The organism is Pseudomonas sp. MF06569 (assembly GCF_059862735.1).
Window position 1 is genome coordinate 1 of the sequence record NZ_JCBCUZ010000038.1, and the last position, 12,831, is coordinate 12,831.

Sequence of the window (12,831 nt, forward strand, 5' to 3'; positions counted from 1 at the left end):
TTAATATCCAGCTCGACCAGCGCAGCCAAGCCGTCGATGGATTTTCGGAAGTCCACCGGCTTGGGGTACAGATACACTTTTTCGACTTTGGCATCGGGTCGCATCATGGCGAGCTGGCTCCTGAGGGAATCGGGAGCACAGCATCCGGGATCAGCTAAGCGCTTTGAATGTGGGGTTTATGGAGCGCTTACGGTGAGCACCGCCGCAGGCACAACGGAAACCAGCGGCACGTACGTGGGATACCAGCCACGTTTTCGCCATTCCCCACGCCACACAATGACGCCCACCAATGAGGTCAGCGCCTGCGCAGCGACCATCTGCAACAGCACGCCTGAACCATAGGCGGGGCTGAGCGGGTTCAAGGTGAAGGCCAGTAAAACCCCCGCCAGCATGCCCAGGCTGGCCCACTCGTTGCCATAAAACGGCGCCTCTGAAAAATCAGCCAGCACACGGCGTGCTATCCAGACCACTCCGTAGTCCGGCGTATTGGCGGGCGTTGCAGGCGCAGTTGGCGGTTTTTGCTCGTGACGGGGTGTCACCAGCGCTGGCAGCGCCCGGCACAGGCCAAAGGCAATCACGCTCCCCAGTGCCATGCCCAGCACATTGCCGATGACCACGGGCAAGCCCAAGGGCAGGCACACGTAGTTGACGATCAACAGGCACGATGGCGTGACGAGCAGGGCGCCGAGGATTGCTCCGTTGAGGGTGACTTTCCAGCCGCCGCCAAACAGCAGCACCATCGCTGCCGGCAAAGACACAAAGGCGGCGAAGGTGGGCTGCCAGGTGTCAGCCGTCAGAGTCCAGCCCCACAGCGCATTGCTGAGCAACAACCCCAGCAATGAACTGGTCACCAGCCACGGCCATAAGCCGGTGCCATAGCTGATGCTGAACCCTTGCCAGGTTTGGGCGTAGCGACTGGCCCAGTACCCCAGGGCGCCACCCAGCAACAAGCCCAGCGAGGCCAGTTCGTGTTTGTAAAACGCGACTTCGCTGATATCGCCCAACACCCAGCGCAGCCAGGCCAGGGGGGAGGGCATGCTCGACATCATGTCGCTGTAGGCGGGCCAATACACCGTGCCAGCGCTGGAGTACGTCACGGCCACCCAGGCCGTCACTGCGCCAACCATCAGCACGGTGCCGACCAGCAGGATCAGAAAACGGGCAGCGGGCCCGCGGGTTTCTCTGTCGGAAAAGATCTGCATGATGTTCACCCGCTCAACGCGGCAAGCGCGGGTGATGGCAATAGCCGAGCAGCTCGTCATACACATCGGTACGACGGTCGCGTAGCAGGTCGTTCAGATTGTTCCAGATCGGTGCGCTGCGGGCGGTCGAGAGGTCGATGTCAGCGTAGAGAATGGTCTGCTCGTCGGCCGATGCAATTTTGCCGATGGGCCAGCCATTGGTTCCGGCAATCAGCGAACAGCCCAGGTAGCGCGCATCCTGTTCCTTGCCAATGCGGTCGGCCGCGGCAATAAACACGTTAGACGCTTCCTAAAGAAGGAGAGAATTTTCAGGTGTTCGAAATTGCTTCTTCAGATAAGGGCAGAAGAAGTAAGGATTGAATGGGGCAGAGCAGGCGTTAGCGTCAACGCGACCTGAGCGTGTGGTTCAAACAACCCGCGCAGAACTCGCCCGCACCTGCAGTTGCGGGGTCAGGGTGATGGACTCGGCAGCCTCGCCCCGGATGCGCTTGAGCAGCAGTTCAACGGCATGTTGCCCCATCTCTGACAAAGGCAGGCGCACGCTGGTCAACGGCACCATCAGTTCGCTGGCCAGGGGGATGTCGTTGAAGCCGACCACGGCAATGTCTTTGCCGGGCATCAAGCCCTTGTCGCGCGCAGCACCCATCAAGCCGATGGCAAGGAAGTCGTTGACCGCGAAAAACGCCTTCGGTTGCGGGGTGAGCCCCAGCAGGTACTCGCCCTGTTTATGCCCGGTGAGGCTGTCGAACGGGCCATTGAGGGTCCACTCCGGGCGCAATGTGATGCCTTGCTCGCGGTAATAACGGGTAAAACCGCGAGTACGGTCCGCCCCGGTGGAGGCATGCCGTTCGCCTGCGAGAATCGCCACATCCCTACAGCCCAATTGAAACAGGTGCTCGGCCGCCAGCCAGCCCCCCAACTCATCGTCGCTGCAAGCCGCCAGTTGCCCGGCGATCTGGCGGCTGACCAGTACGTAGGGAATGTGCTTGCGTGCCAGCAGGTCGAGCAGGGGCTGGGTGTCTCCCACATGGGAGTCGCCCACGATCAGCCCGGCCACCGAGCGGCGCAGGGCATGTTCGGCACGGGCCATCTGACGCGGTTGCTGGTCGTCGGTGTTGGACACGAACGTGAGGTAGCCGGCCTGCTCGGCCGCACTGTCAATGCTGTCGTAGATGGTCGCCATCACCAGGTCGGTGAGGCGCGGCATGAGCACGCAGATTTCCTGACTTTTACGCAATTTCAGGTTAGATGCCTGCGTGTTCGGTCGATAATCCAGCTCTTTTGCCAATGCTCGAATACGCGCCACCACCTCGGCCGACGCGGCTCGCTCGACCCCGGCCGGATCGCCATTGAGCACCCGTGACACCGTGGAAACATGCACTCCCAGTGCAGTAGCCATGGACTTCAGGGTGGCGGGGCGCGATTGATTTGGCATGTTCTTGGGATTTCCGGCAGTCCGTTGTTTAGCGCGCGAATTCTACCCGAATAGGGCGCACCTTCCCGGAAATAAATCTTTACCCAAACGTTTGACTAAAACTTTTCTGCGCTCTACATTTCGCCAACCCAAACGTTTGGGTAAAACAATAAAAATACGCCGACACCGGCTAATGCCAGTCAGTCAGGGGAGAGGTGGAGCTCCACCCAACACTGACCGGCATCAGTGGACACCGGCCGACTTTTTGACTTCTGCCATCACTTGAAGAGTCAGATCCCCTATGAACAGCCCCGTTATCCCGTCTTTTCGCTACCAGATTTTCTTCCTGATCATGCTCATGGCACTGCTCAATTACATTGACCGCGGCGCCATTGCCTATGCGTCGGCGAGCATTCTTCCCGAGTACGGTTTCGACAAGGCCGATTGGGGCAATGTCCTGGGCTACTTCGGTTACGGTTACATCCTCGGCGCGCTGGTCGGCGGCATCCTGGCCGACCGCTATGGGGCCAAACGCATCTGGTTGATTGCGGGGGCTACCTGGTCGATTTTCGAAATTGCCACCGCCTTTGCCGGCGACTTCGGGCTGGCGTTTCTGGGCGGTTCGGCCATGGCCGGCTTTGCCACGATCCGCGTGATGTTCGGCTTTGCCGAAGGCCCGGCCTACTCGGTCATCAACAAGAGCGTGGCCAACTGGGCCACACCCAAGGAGCGGGGCTTCGTGGTTTCGGTCGGCCTGCTCAGTACACCTCTGGGCGCACTGTTGACCGCTCCGGTAGCGGTCGGCCTGCAAACCCTGACCGGGGACTGGCGCAGCATGTTCGTGGTGCTGGGGGTGGTCAGCCTTGCGCTGCTGATTTTCTTCATGACACGGTTCACCAACACCCCTGATGAAAACCCGCGTGTGTCCAAGGCTGAACTCGATTTCCTGCGCAAGGAGCGCGCCGAGGCCGTCAATGCCTCGACACCGACCACCAGTGTCGCGCCGGTTTGGCACTTCTTCAAAAACAAGGATCTGTTGCTCAATGCGATCGGGTATTTCTCGTTTGTGTACGTGACCTTCCTGTTGCTGACCTGGACCCCCAAATACCTGCAGGACGAGTTTCACTACAACCTCTCGTCGCTGTGGTACATGGGCATGATTCCGTGGACCGGCGCCTGCTTCAGCGTGCTGCTGGGGGCAAGATCTCCGACTTGCTGCTGCGCCGCACCGGCAATCTGAAAGTGGCGCGCAGCTGGCTGGCCGCGACCTGCCTGCTGTTGACCACGCTGTGTTTCATTCTGGTATCCCAGGCCCAGACCGTATGGGGCGTGATTGCCCTGATGACCCTGGCCAACGCCCTCAACGCGCTGCCTAACTCGGTCTACTGGGCGGTTGTTATCGACACTGCCCCTTCCAACCGGGTCGGTGCCTACAGCGGCATGACCCACTTCATCGCCAACACCGCTTCGTTCATCGCTCCGATGCTCACCGGTTACCTGACGGTTCGATACGGCTACTCGTCGATGTTCGTGGCGGCTGCGGTGGCGACGGCACTGGGCATGAGCGCAATGCTGATGGTGCGTCCGGGCGGTCGGCAGTCGGTCACGTCCCCTATCCCTGCAGTTGTTTGATGGAGTTGAGTGTATGAACCTGGCGAAGCCTACCCACGCTGGATATTTCCTTGGCCAATCGGTCATCGCGCTGGCCGAGCGCCTTCGCGCAGGGAGCCTGACGAGTGTCGAACTGACCCAGGCAGCCCTGGACAGCATCGAGCGCCTGAATCCGGTCCTCAATGCCTTCGTTCAGGTCGACGCCCCCGTCGCACTGGCCCAGGCCCGCAAGGCCGATGAGCTGTTTGCCCAAGGCCGGGACCTGGGTCCGCTGCAAGGCATACCGATAGCGGTCAAAGACAATATCGATACGTTTGATTACGTGACGACTTATGGTTCGGCACATTTCGAGGGCTGCACACCGGGGCGGGATGCTCTGTGCGTGCAGCGTTTGCGTGAGGCGGGTGCCGTGATTGTCGGCAAGACCCTGACTCACGAATTTGCCTACGGCCCGACCGGCGACCGTTCATTGCAAGGTGCGGCACGTAACCCCTGGGATGCCCGTTGCATCACGGGAGGCTCCAGCGCCGGCAGCGCGGCGGCGGTGGCCAGCGGCATGGTGCCGCTGGCGTTGGGCACCGACACCGGAGGGTCGATCCGGATTCCGGCGGCGTTGTGTGGAGCGGTCGGCTTCAAGCCATCCTTTGCCAGTGTGCCGCTGGATGGGGTTTTCCCGCTGTCGTCGAGACTCGACCATGTGGGCCCGATTGCCAGCAGTGTCGAGGATGCGCGGCTGCTGTTTGAAGTCATCGCCGGTCGCCCGGTCGCCAAGGCGCCCGACGTGCATTCGCTGCGGGTGGGCTGGATCACGTCGGGCAGCTTCGGCCCGGTGGATGCCGAAGTGGACCGGCAGGTCTATCAGGTGGCGCAGCAGCTGTTTGGCAACGGGTTGCAGGACACCGGCGAAGTGGCACCCCTGGCGGCCGGGATGAAAGACACCCTGTTGACCCTGCAACGTGCCGAAGCCTTTGACGTGCATGCCGAGCGCATGCACGAGGCCCCACAACTGTTCGATCAGGAAGTACGCGAACGGCTGGAGTTGTCCCGGGAGGTCAGGGGCTGGCAATACATCCGCGCCCAGGCCAGTCAGGCGCAGTACAAGGCGGCATTGGCGCGTTTGTTTGAACGTTATGACTTTCTGGTTTCGCCCAGCGTGCCGATCACCGCGACTGAGGTTGATGCCCGTGAAGTTCGGGTAGGGGAGCAGGATATTGATGTGCGTGCCGCGGTACTCAGCCACACCAGTGCCTGGAACCTGACAGGGTTGCCAGCGATCAGCCTGCCTGCGGGGCAGGTGAGGGGGATGCCGGTGGGGCTGCAGGTGATTGGCGCGGCGGGTGACGATGATCGATTGTTGCAAGTGATGGCCAGGTTGTATGTGCCGGGTTGAGCAAGGCGCCCCATCTTGACGTTGCAATGAGTCTGACGAGCGCCCCGGGCGCTCGGACAGACCGTCAAATCTCATTGGCCCATTCATGCCTTGCGAGCTGCGCTTGCATCGCTCATCCCCTCATCCTGGCTACACCGCCGCTAAAAATGGAGCTAGACTCGCTGCAAGCTGAAACGATTCATCTAGTCAGCGAATTATAATTCCAAGAAAGGATCCGCCATGAAACTGCTTCCCGTGACCTGCGCCATTGCAGCCCTGTCCTTTGGAACTCACGCGTTTGCCTGGGACTTTGTGCTGCTCGACAGCGACAAGCCTGCCAGCAATCAGCGTATTACCAGCGAGCAGCTCGGCCTCAAGGTCGACAAGCCCTTTTCAATCACCCTGCGCACCTTGCACGGCGGTCGTCAGGAAGGCGTGAGTCTGATCGACATCGATAACGGCACGATGAAATTGACGGTGGTGCCGACGCGGGGCATGAACGTGCTCAGTGCCCAGGTCGGCAGTGCGCGGATGGGGTGGGATTCGCCGGTCAAGGATGTGGTCAATCCCGCGTTCATAGAGCTTAACGGTCGCGGTGGCCTGGGTTGGCTTGAAGGTTTCAACGAACTGGTCGCCCGCTGTGGCTACGAATGGGTAGGCCATCCGGGCATGGACAATGGCGAGTTGCTGACCTTGCACGGTCGAGCGGCGAACATCCCTGCCAGCAAGGTGACGGTGCATATCGACGAAACCCCGCCCTATGCCATTCATGTGCGCGGTGAGTTGAAAGAGCAGGCGTTCAAAAAAGTGGACTTCAGCGTGCAAACGGAGCTGGTCACTGAACCGGGTGCGGCGCGTTTTGTGCTCAATGACACGTTGACCAACAACGGTGATTACCCCAAAGAGTACCAAGCGCTGTACCACAGCAACTTCAGCACGCCGTTTCTGGAGGAGGGCGCCCGTTTTGCGGCACCGGTCAAACAGGTGTCTCCTTTCAATGACAAGGCCAAAGCTGACCTTGGCGACTGGCAGACGTATCGCGCACCGACCCCTGACTACGATGAAACCGTGTACAACGTGGTGCCTTACGGTGATGCCAAGGGCAACACCTTGACGGTACTGCACAACAAGGACGCCAGCCTCGGCGTCTCGGTCGGCTTCAATGTCCAGCAGTTGCCGGTGTTCTCGCTGTGGAAAAACACTGATACGAAGGGCCAGGGCTATGTCACCGGGCTTGAGCCAGGTACCAGTTTTTCCTACAACCGCCGTTACCAGAGGCCGCTGAACCTGGTCCCGACCATTGGCCCCAAAGAACAGCGCCAGTTCAGCATCAGTTACTCATTGCTGGCTGACAAACCGGCGGTGGACAAGGCGTTGCATCAGGTCAAATCGATCCAGGACGGACGTGGGACCGAAGTGCGGCAGACGCCGTTGGTGGATTTGAGTAAAGAGTGATCGCCCGTTGATTGAATGAACGCTGTAACGCACTCCGGTCATAGCGCTTTTTTGACGCGCCGTGACCGGAGTGCAGTGCGGGCTATTTTTGCGCCAGCAAGGCTTTCCGTTGTGCCTTTTCGTGTTGCATTGCGGCGATTTCGCGTTCGCAGGCCTCGACATCGAACGAGTTGTCCCACTTGGCAATGGCGATGGTGCCGATGCCGTTGCCGATCAGGTTGGTCACGGCCCGCGCCTCATTCAGGAAGCGGTCAATGCCCAGGAGTAAAACGAGCCCGACCAGAGGAATGGAGTGGATGGTGGTGAGCGTTGCAGCCAGCGTCACAAACCCTGCGCCCGCCACGCCAGCCGAGCCTTTGGACGTGAGCAGGAAGACACCGAGCAGAATCATCTGGTCCACGAACGTCAAGGGTGTATTGGTCGCCTGGGCGATAAAAATGGCGGCCATTGTGAGATAGATGCAGGTGCCGTCGGCATTGAAGGTATACCCCGTTGGCAACACCATGCCCACGACTGATTTTTTGCAGCCAAGCTTTTCAAGCTTCACCATCATCCGCGGCAGTACCGCTTCGGTTGAGCAGGTGCCAAGGGTGATCAGAATTTCATCTTTGAAATATCGAAGAAAGTGCATGAGTGGCATCCCCGACCATCTGGCAACCGTCCCCAGCACCACCACGATGAAAATCAAGGTTGTGATGTAAAGCGCGATCAGCAATTGACCGAGTGACAGCAAGGTGCCAATCCCGTACTTGCCAATGGTGAAGGCCATGCCAGCCCCCGCACCAATCGGCGCCAGGCGCATGACCATAGCAACGATCTTGAACAGGCCTTGCAGGAACAGATCAATGGTGTTGATGAGCGGCTTGCTGGTCTCGCCCATTTGCACCAGGGCAACGCCCATCAGTACCGAAAGCAGGATGACCTGAAGCATCACGCCATTGGAAAATGCGCCGATGAACGTGTGCGGGATGATGTTGAGAAAGAATTCAATGGTGCCACCTTGCTCACTGGCGGCCTGGCTGTATTTACTGATTGCGCTTGCATCCAAGGCGTTGACGTTGATGTTCATGCCGACGCCAGGCTTCACGATGTTGACCACAATCAGGCCGACGACCAGGGCGATGGTTGACAGAATCTCGAAGTAGATCAGCGCTTTCACACCGATGCGTCCGACCTCTTTAATACTGCCCATCTTTGCGATACCGACCACAACCGTGCCGAAGATGATGGGCGCCAACAGCATTTTGATCAGCTTGATAAAACCATCGGCAAAAGGTTGGAGCTTGGCGCCAATATCAGGCATGAAGTAACCGATGGCTGCACCGATCACGATACCGATCAGTACTTGGACATACAGCTGGCTGTACCAGCGGGACTTGGATATTTCCACGAAAGCACCTCATTTTATTGTTGTGATGGGCATGTGGCCGGGCGTCAGTGGGGGACAGCCCGAGGCTGCGGCCCCGGTAAAAGAGACCGCAGTTTGAAGGTGATCAGCCTTCGCCCAGCTCACGCATGACTGCGTACAAGGCGGACTTGGCTTCGAAGCCAACCCCCGGAATATCCGGCAGGCCGACGTAGCCATTTTCGACACGGATGCCGTCAGCAAACCCGCCGAAAGGCTGGAAAACGTCCGGGTAGGATTCGTTGCCGCCAAGGTGCAGGCCTGCTGCGATGTTCAGGGACATCTGGTGACCGCCATGGGGAACGACGCGGCGGGAAGACCAGCCCATTTCTTCCATCACCTTCAGGGTGCGCATGTATTCAACTAGCCCGTAAGACAAGGCACAGTCGAATTGGAGGAAGTCGCGATCAGGGCGCATACCGCCGTGGCGCAGGAGGTTCCGGGCGTCCTGGTGAGAGAACAGGTTTTCACCGGTTGCCATGGGCAATTCATAGTGATTGGCCAGTTCCGCCTGGAGTGCGTAATCCAGAGGATCGCCGATCTCTTCGTACCAGAACAGGTTGTACTTCTTGATGGCTTCAGCGTAAGCGATACCGGTCTGAAGATCGAAACGACCGTTGGCATCGACCGCCAGTCGACGGCCGTCGCCAACCACCTCAAGGACCGCTTCGATGCGACGGATATCTTCGTCCAGCGGCACTGCACCGATTTTCATTTTGACGACGTCGTAGCCACGATCCAGGTAGCTCTGCATTTCTGCCTTGAGCTTGGTCTGGTCTTTACCGGGGTAGTAGTAGCCACCTGCGGCATAGACCCAGACCTTGTCGTCTGCCACGCCGTTACGGTAGCGGTCAGCCAGCAGGCGGTAGAGCGGTTTGCCTTCAATCTTGGCCACGGCATCCCAGACCGCCATGTCGAGGGTGCCAACGGCGACCGAGCGCTCGCCGTGGCCGCCGGGCTTCTCGTTGGTCATCAGGGCTTTCCAGATGGCGAACGGGTCCAGGTTGTTGTTGTCATGGTCGACGAAGGTGTCCGGATCAGCTTCCAGGATGCGTGCCAGGAAGCGATCGCGCATCAGAGCGCCCTGACCATAGCGACCATTGGAGTTGAAACCGTAGCCGATGACGGGTTTGCCGTCGCGAATCACATCCGTGATGACTGCGACGACCGAGCAGGTCATTTTGGAAAAGTCGATATAGGCGTTGGCAATCGGGGAGGCAATGGAAACGGTTTTTTCGCGGATGTCTACGATACGCATGACGGGTTCCTCTTGTTGTTTGTGGGCCCACGTTAGGCTTTGCGATGACACCCGCCCAATGCTATTAATGCCGGACCCTATGCACAGGAGGCATGGCCCCTTGGAACTCGTCTGGCTCGAAGATCTTTCAGCGCTTGCGGAGTACGGCAGCTTTGTTCGTGCCGCTGAAGCGCGCCATGTCACTCAACCGGCCTTCAGCCGCAGGGTTCGCTCAATGGAGACCTGGATGGGGGTAGAGTTGTTTGTGCGCACCCCCCAGGGCGCAACGCTGACCGAGGCAGGAAGGCAAATCTTGCCGAGCGCTCAGGAAGCGGCCAGAAATTTGTACCGGATGCGTAACGAAGCTCAAGAGGTCGCAGGAATGGCCGCCAGGTCGCTGCAATTTGCGGCCACCCACTCCCTGTCATTTACATTCTTTCCCAGGTGGCTTCGAAGCTCAGAAAACGGTGCCCCCATTGAGGCTGTGCAGCTGCATTCCGATAGCATGGCTGTCTGTGAACAGATGCTGATACATGGCCAGGTTCAGTTCTTGCTCTGCCATCGCCATCCTGACGTTCCGCCTTTGCTGGCACCTGATCAGTTCATCAGCAAGAAAGTGGGGGAGGACGTTCTTGTTCCGCTTGCGAGTGCATTCGCCAACTTCGGTACTTCCCCGGCAGCATTGCCCTACCTGGCGTACACCCACGAGTCTGGACTGGGGCGTATCGTCGCCCACAGGCTGCGAGGCAAGGAAGATTACCTTCACCTCAAACCCCTGTTCAGCAGCCACCTGGCCGCGGTACTCATGTCCATGACCATGGAAAGCAAGGGCGTGGCGTGGTTGCCCAAGAGCCTCACCGAGCAAGAAATTCTGGATGGGCGCCTGGTCAGGGCTCTGGACGAAAGCTGGGACATCCCCCTGGACATTCATCTGACCCGGCCCAAAGCAACCCTGAGCAAGTCGGCCGAAGCATTCTGGGACAGGGCGGGCGTTCCCTGCTGGTCGTAACGGATGACTGCAAGCAGGGAGTCGTCATCCACAGAGCAGGCGCAGTGGACTGCTGACGCGATTAATGGGTGAACTGTGTGTAGACTTTCTCGCTTCTGGGCAGGGAATCTTGTGTTCCGGCTCCTGCCAGTCTCTGTGTTGATTAAGGCGTGTTTATGGATCTGCGTCAGCTCGAAGCGTTTGCTGCTGTGATGTCGGCGGGCAGTGTCACTGCCGCAGGAAAGATGCTCGGCCGCTCCCAACCCTCGGTGACCAGGGCCATTCAAGAACTGGAGCAGGAGCTGGGGTTTGCGCTGTTCGAGCGCAGCGGGCCAAAGGTCACGCCCACCCACAAAGCGTTCATGATGTACGCCGAAGTAGAAAGCGCCCTGCTAGGGGTTCGCAACATCCGGCTGCGCGCGGAACACATCGTTCGGGATGAAAATCATCAAATCAAACTGGTCGCGATTTCCGCGCTGGCAGCAGGCTTGTTGCCGGCGGCCCTGGCACGCCTGCCTGAGAACCTGCGTCCGCAGCAGATCCAGTTGCAGAGCATGTCACCGGAGAATGTGGTGCAGGCGGTGCTGTCCAAAACCATGGACCTGGGCGCTGTCAGCCTGCCGCTGGAACATCGCGGCCTGGACATTCACTGGATCGGCGAGGCGCCCTGCGTCGCCGTGCTGCCAGCCACCAGCGCACTGGCTTCGTACGCAGAACTGCCGATGGAATTGCTGGCACAGCAGACGCTGATCACCATGGCCAATCCGTATCGTTTTCGTCGGCGGGTGGACAAGGCATTCCATGATGCAGGCGGGCCGATGCCCCATATGCTCGACACCAATACCTCACTGGTGGCCATGCAGATGGCCAGAGTCGGGTTGGGCATTGCGCTGGTCGATCCCTTTACCGCCATGGGGGTGCCACTGGAAGGCGTGGTAGTGCGCCCGATTGCCTGCAACGTCCCGTTCTTTTTCGGTTTGATTTCAGCCTTGGCCAGCCCGTTGTCCGACGTGACGCGAGTGCTGATCGATGAGATCGCCACATCGGCAAAAGTGTTGCTGCCGCACATGGTCATGCACGAAGCCAGTGTCCATGACGCGCTGTTGCAGAGTATCTATGCCGAGTGACGGGATGCGCCACGCAGGGGGGGCGTTCATAACGCAAGCGGCCCGCGGAAAGGGGTTTCGAAAACAGTGCTTGAAACACCCTTCATGATCCCCTGGCGTTTCAATGAAGTGGGTGGCGAATGTAGTCGCTGACGAGCCGTGCGAGGCTGCGTCCGGCTGCGAAGCAGTCGTAAAGTCCATTTCCTCGGTTTATCAGGTACACCGCGTGTACCGGTCTTGCGACCGCTTCGCGCTCGATCGCAGCCTCGTACTACTCGTCAGCGACTACAACACGGAGATGGTCGCAAATCTGTAGTCGCTGACGAGCCGTGCGAGGCTGCGTCCGGCTGCGAAGCAGTCGTAAGGTCGGCTTCCACGATTAATCAGGCATACCGCGTGTACGGGTTTTGCGACCGCTGCGCGCTCGAACGTAGCCTCGTTCTACTCGTCAACTGCTACAACGCGGGGTAGGTATCCGTAGCAGCTGACGAGCCGTGCGAGGCTGCGTCCGACTGCGAAGCAGTCGTAAGGTCGGCTTCCACGATTAATCAGGCACACCGCGTGTACCGGTTTTGCGACCGCTTCGCGCTCGAACGTAGCCTCGTTCTACTCGTCAGCGGCTACACGCGGTACACCCGGGATGGGTGCCGAAACCTGTAGTCGCTGACGAGCCGTGCGAGGCTGCGTCCGGCTGCGAAGCAGTCGTAAAGTCAGCTTGCACGGTTAATCAGGCATACCGCGTGTACCGGTTTTGCGACCGCTACGCGCTCGATCGCAGCCTCGTTCTACTCGTCAGCGACTACAGCACGGAGATGGTCGCGAATCTGTAGTCGCTGACGAGCCGTGCGAGGCTGCGTCCGGCTGCGGAGCAGTCGTAAAGTCTGATTTCACGGTTAATCAGGCATACCGCGTGTACCGGTTTGCGACCGCTACGCGCTCGAACGTAGCCTCGTTCTACTCGTCAACTGCTACGCAGTGGTATGAGTTGCTAAATTCGTAGCAACTGACGAGCCGTGCGAGGCTGCGTTCGGCTGTGAAGCAGTC

Annotated in this window: 10 protein-coding genes and 1 pseudogene; 6 read left to right on the forward strand and 5 right to left on the reverse strand. The window is 59.3% G+C overall.

Annotated elements, in window-relative coordinates; genetic code table 11:
• Window positions 1-176 precede the first annotated feature (176 nt).
• The 3 genes and pseudogenes from AC19YQ_RS22915 to AC19YQ_RS22925 all read right to left on the reverse strand — a co-directional run bounded on the left by AC19YQ_RS22915 (window position 177) and on the right by AC19YQ_RS22925 (window position 2,637).
• Window positions 177-1,127 (reverse strand): hypothetical protein, encoded by a 951-nt coding sequence (locus tag AC19YQ_RS22915; RefSeq protein ID WP_500596032.1) that lies wholly within the window; start codon window positions 1,125-1,127, stop codon window positions 177-179.
• 88 nt (window positions 1,128-1,215) lie between these two features.
• Window positions 1,216-1,485, reverse strand: a pseudogene (locus tag AC19YQ_RS22920) (nitrilase-related carbon-nitrogen hydrolase); the annotation flags it as partial.
• A 123-nt stretch (window positions 1,486-1,608) separates the two neighbouring features.
• Complete coding sequence (locus AC19YQ_RS22925; RefSeq protein ID WP_133076813.1) at window positions 1,609-2,637, reverse strand: substrate-binding domain-containing protein; 1,029 nt, start codon at window positions 2,635-2,637, stop codon at window positions 1,609-1,611.
• A 280-nt stretch (window positions 2,638-2,917) separates the two neighbouring features.
• Here AC19YQ_RS22925 and AC19YQ_RS22930 point away from each other — a divergent pair, with 280 nt between their 5' ends.
• The 4 genes from AC19YQ_RS22930 (at window position 2,918) to AC19YQ_RS22945 (ending at window position 7,051) form a co-directional block, all read left to right on the forward strand.
• The gene (locus tag AC19YQ_RS22930) at window positions 2,918-3,856 is read left to right on the forward strand and encodes an MFS transporter (RefSeq protein WP_500596025.1); all 939 of its coding nucleotides are present in this window, start codon (window positions 2,918-2,920) and stop codon (window positions 3,854-3,856) included.
• The gene (locus AC19YQ_RS22935) at window positions 3,829-4,248 is read left to right on the forward strand and encodes an MFS transporter (RefSeq protein ID WP_500596026.1); all 420 of its coding nucleotides are present in this window, start codon (window positions 3,829-3,831) and stop codon (window positions 4,246-4,248) included. Before AC19YQ_RS22930 ends, AC19YQ_RS22935 begins: the two co-directional genes overlap by 28 nt.
• A gap of 13 nt (window positions 4,249-4,261) precedes the next feature.
• On the forward strand, window positions 4,262-5,617 hold the full coding sequence (locus tag AC19YQ_RS22940; protein WP_500596027.1) for an amidase: 1,356 nt from the start codon (window positions 4,262-4,264) through the stop codon (window positions 5,615-5,617).
• A gap of 219 nt (window positions 5,618-5,836) precedes the next feature.
• Window positions 5,837-7,051: a DUF4432 family protein gene (locus AC19YQ_RS22945; RefSeq protein ID WP_133076810.1), complete on the forward strand. Its 1,215-nt coding sequence runs from the start codon at window positions 5,837-5,839 to the stop codon at window positions 7,049-7,051.
• A gap of 82 nt (window positions 7,052-7,133) precedes the next feature.
• Here the strand turns inward: AC19YQ_RS22945 and dctA are convergent, their stop codons facing one another.
• Complete coding sequence (gene dctA / locus AC19YQ_RS22950; RefSeq protein WP_133076809.1) at window positions 7,134-8,441, reverse strand: C4-dicarboxylate transporter DctA; 1,308 nt, start codon at window positions 8,439-8,441, stop codon at window positions 7,134-7,136.
• Window positions 8,442-8,544: 103 nt separating this feature from the next.
• Window positions 8,545-9,714 (reverse strand): enolase C-terminal domain-like protein, encoded by a 1,170-nt coding sequence (locus tag AC19YQ_RS22955; RefSeq protein ID WP_133076808.1) that lies wholly within the window; start codon window positions 9,712-9,714, stop codon window positions 8,545-8,547.
• A gap of 100 nt (window positions 9,715-9,814) precedes the next feature.
• On the opposite strand from AC19YQ_RS22955, the gene AC19YQ_RS22960 reads away from it, so the two are divergent.
• Window positions 9,815-10,702 (forward strand): LysR family transcriptional regulator, encoded by an 888-nt coding sequence (locus AC19YQ_RS22960; RefSeq protein WP_338647286.1) that lies wholly within the window; start codon window positions 9,815-9,817, stop codon window positions 10,700-10,702.
• Between the two features lie 155 nt (window positions 10,703-10,857).
• Window positions 10,858-11,808: a LysR family transcriptional regulator gene (locus AC19YQ_RS22965; protein WP_133076806.1), complete on the forward strand. Its 951-nt coding sequence runs from the start codon at window positions 10,858-10,860 to the stop codon at window positions 11,806-11,808.
• The last annotated feature ends 1,023 nt before the right edge of the window (window positions 11,809-12,831 follow it).

Bases quoted from the DNA above. Each gene is read 5' to 3' on its own strand.
- AC19YQ_RS22915 (WP_500596032.1), bottom strand. From the start codon at position 1,127: ATGGTTGGCGCAGTGACGGCCTGGGTGGCCGTGACGTACTCCAGCGCT.
- AC19YQ_RS22925 (WP_133076813.1), bottom strand. From the start codon at position 2,637: ATGCCAAATCAATCGCGCCCCGCCACCCTGAAGTCCATGGCTACTGCA.
- AC19YQ_RS22930 (WP_500596025.1), top strand. From the start codon at position 2,918: ATGAACAGCCCCGTTATCCCGTCTTTTCGCTACCAGATTTTCTTCCTG.
- AC19YQ_RS22940 (WP_500596027.1), top strand. From the start codon at position 4,262: ATGAACCTGGCGAAGCCTACCCACGCTGGATATTTCCTTGGCCAATCG.
- AC19YQ_RS22945 (WP_133076810.1), top strand. From the start codon at position 5,837: ATGAAACTGCTTCCCGTGACCTGCGCCATTGCAGCCCTGTCCTTTGGA.
- AC19YQ_RS22955 (WP_133076808.1), bottom strand. From the start codon at position 9,714: ATGCGTATCGTAGACATCCGCGAAAAAACCGTTTCCATTGCCTCCCCG.
- AC19YQ_RS22965 (WP_133076806.1), top strand. From the start codon at position 10,858: ATGGATCTGCGTCAGCTCGAAGCGTTTGCTGCTGTGATGTCGGCGGGC.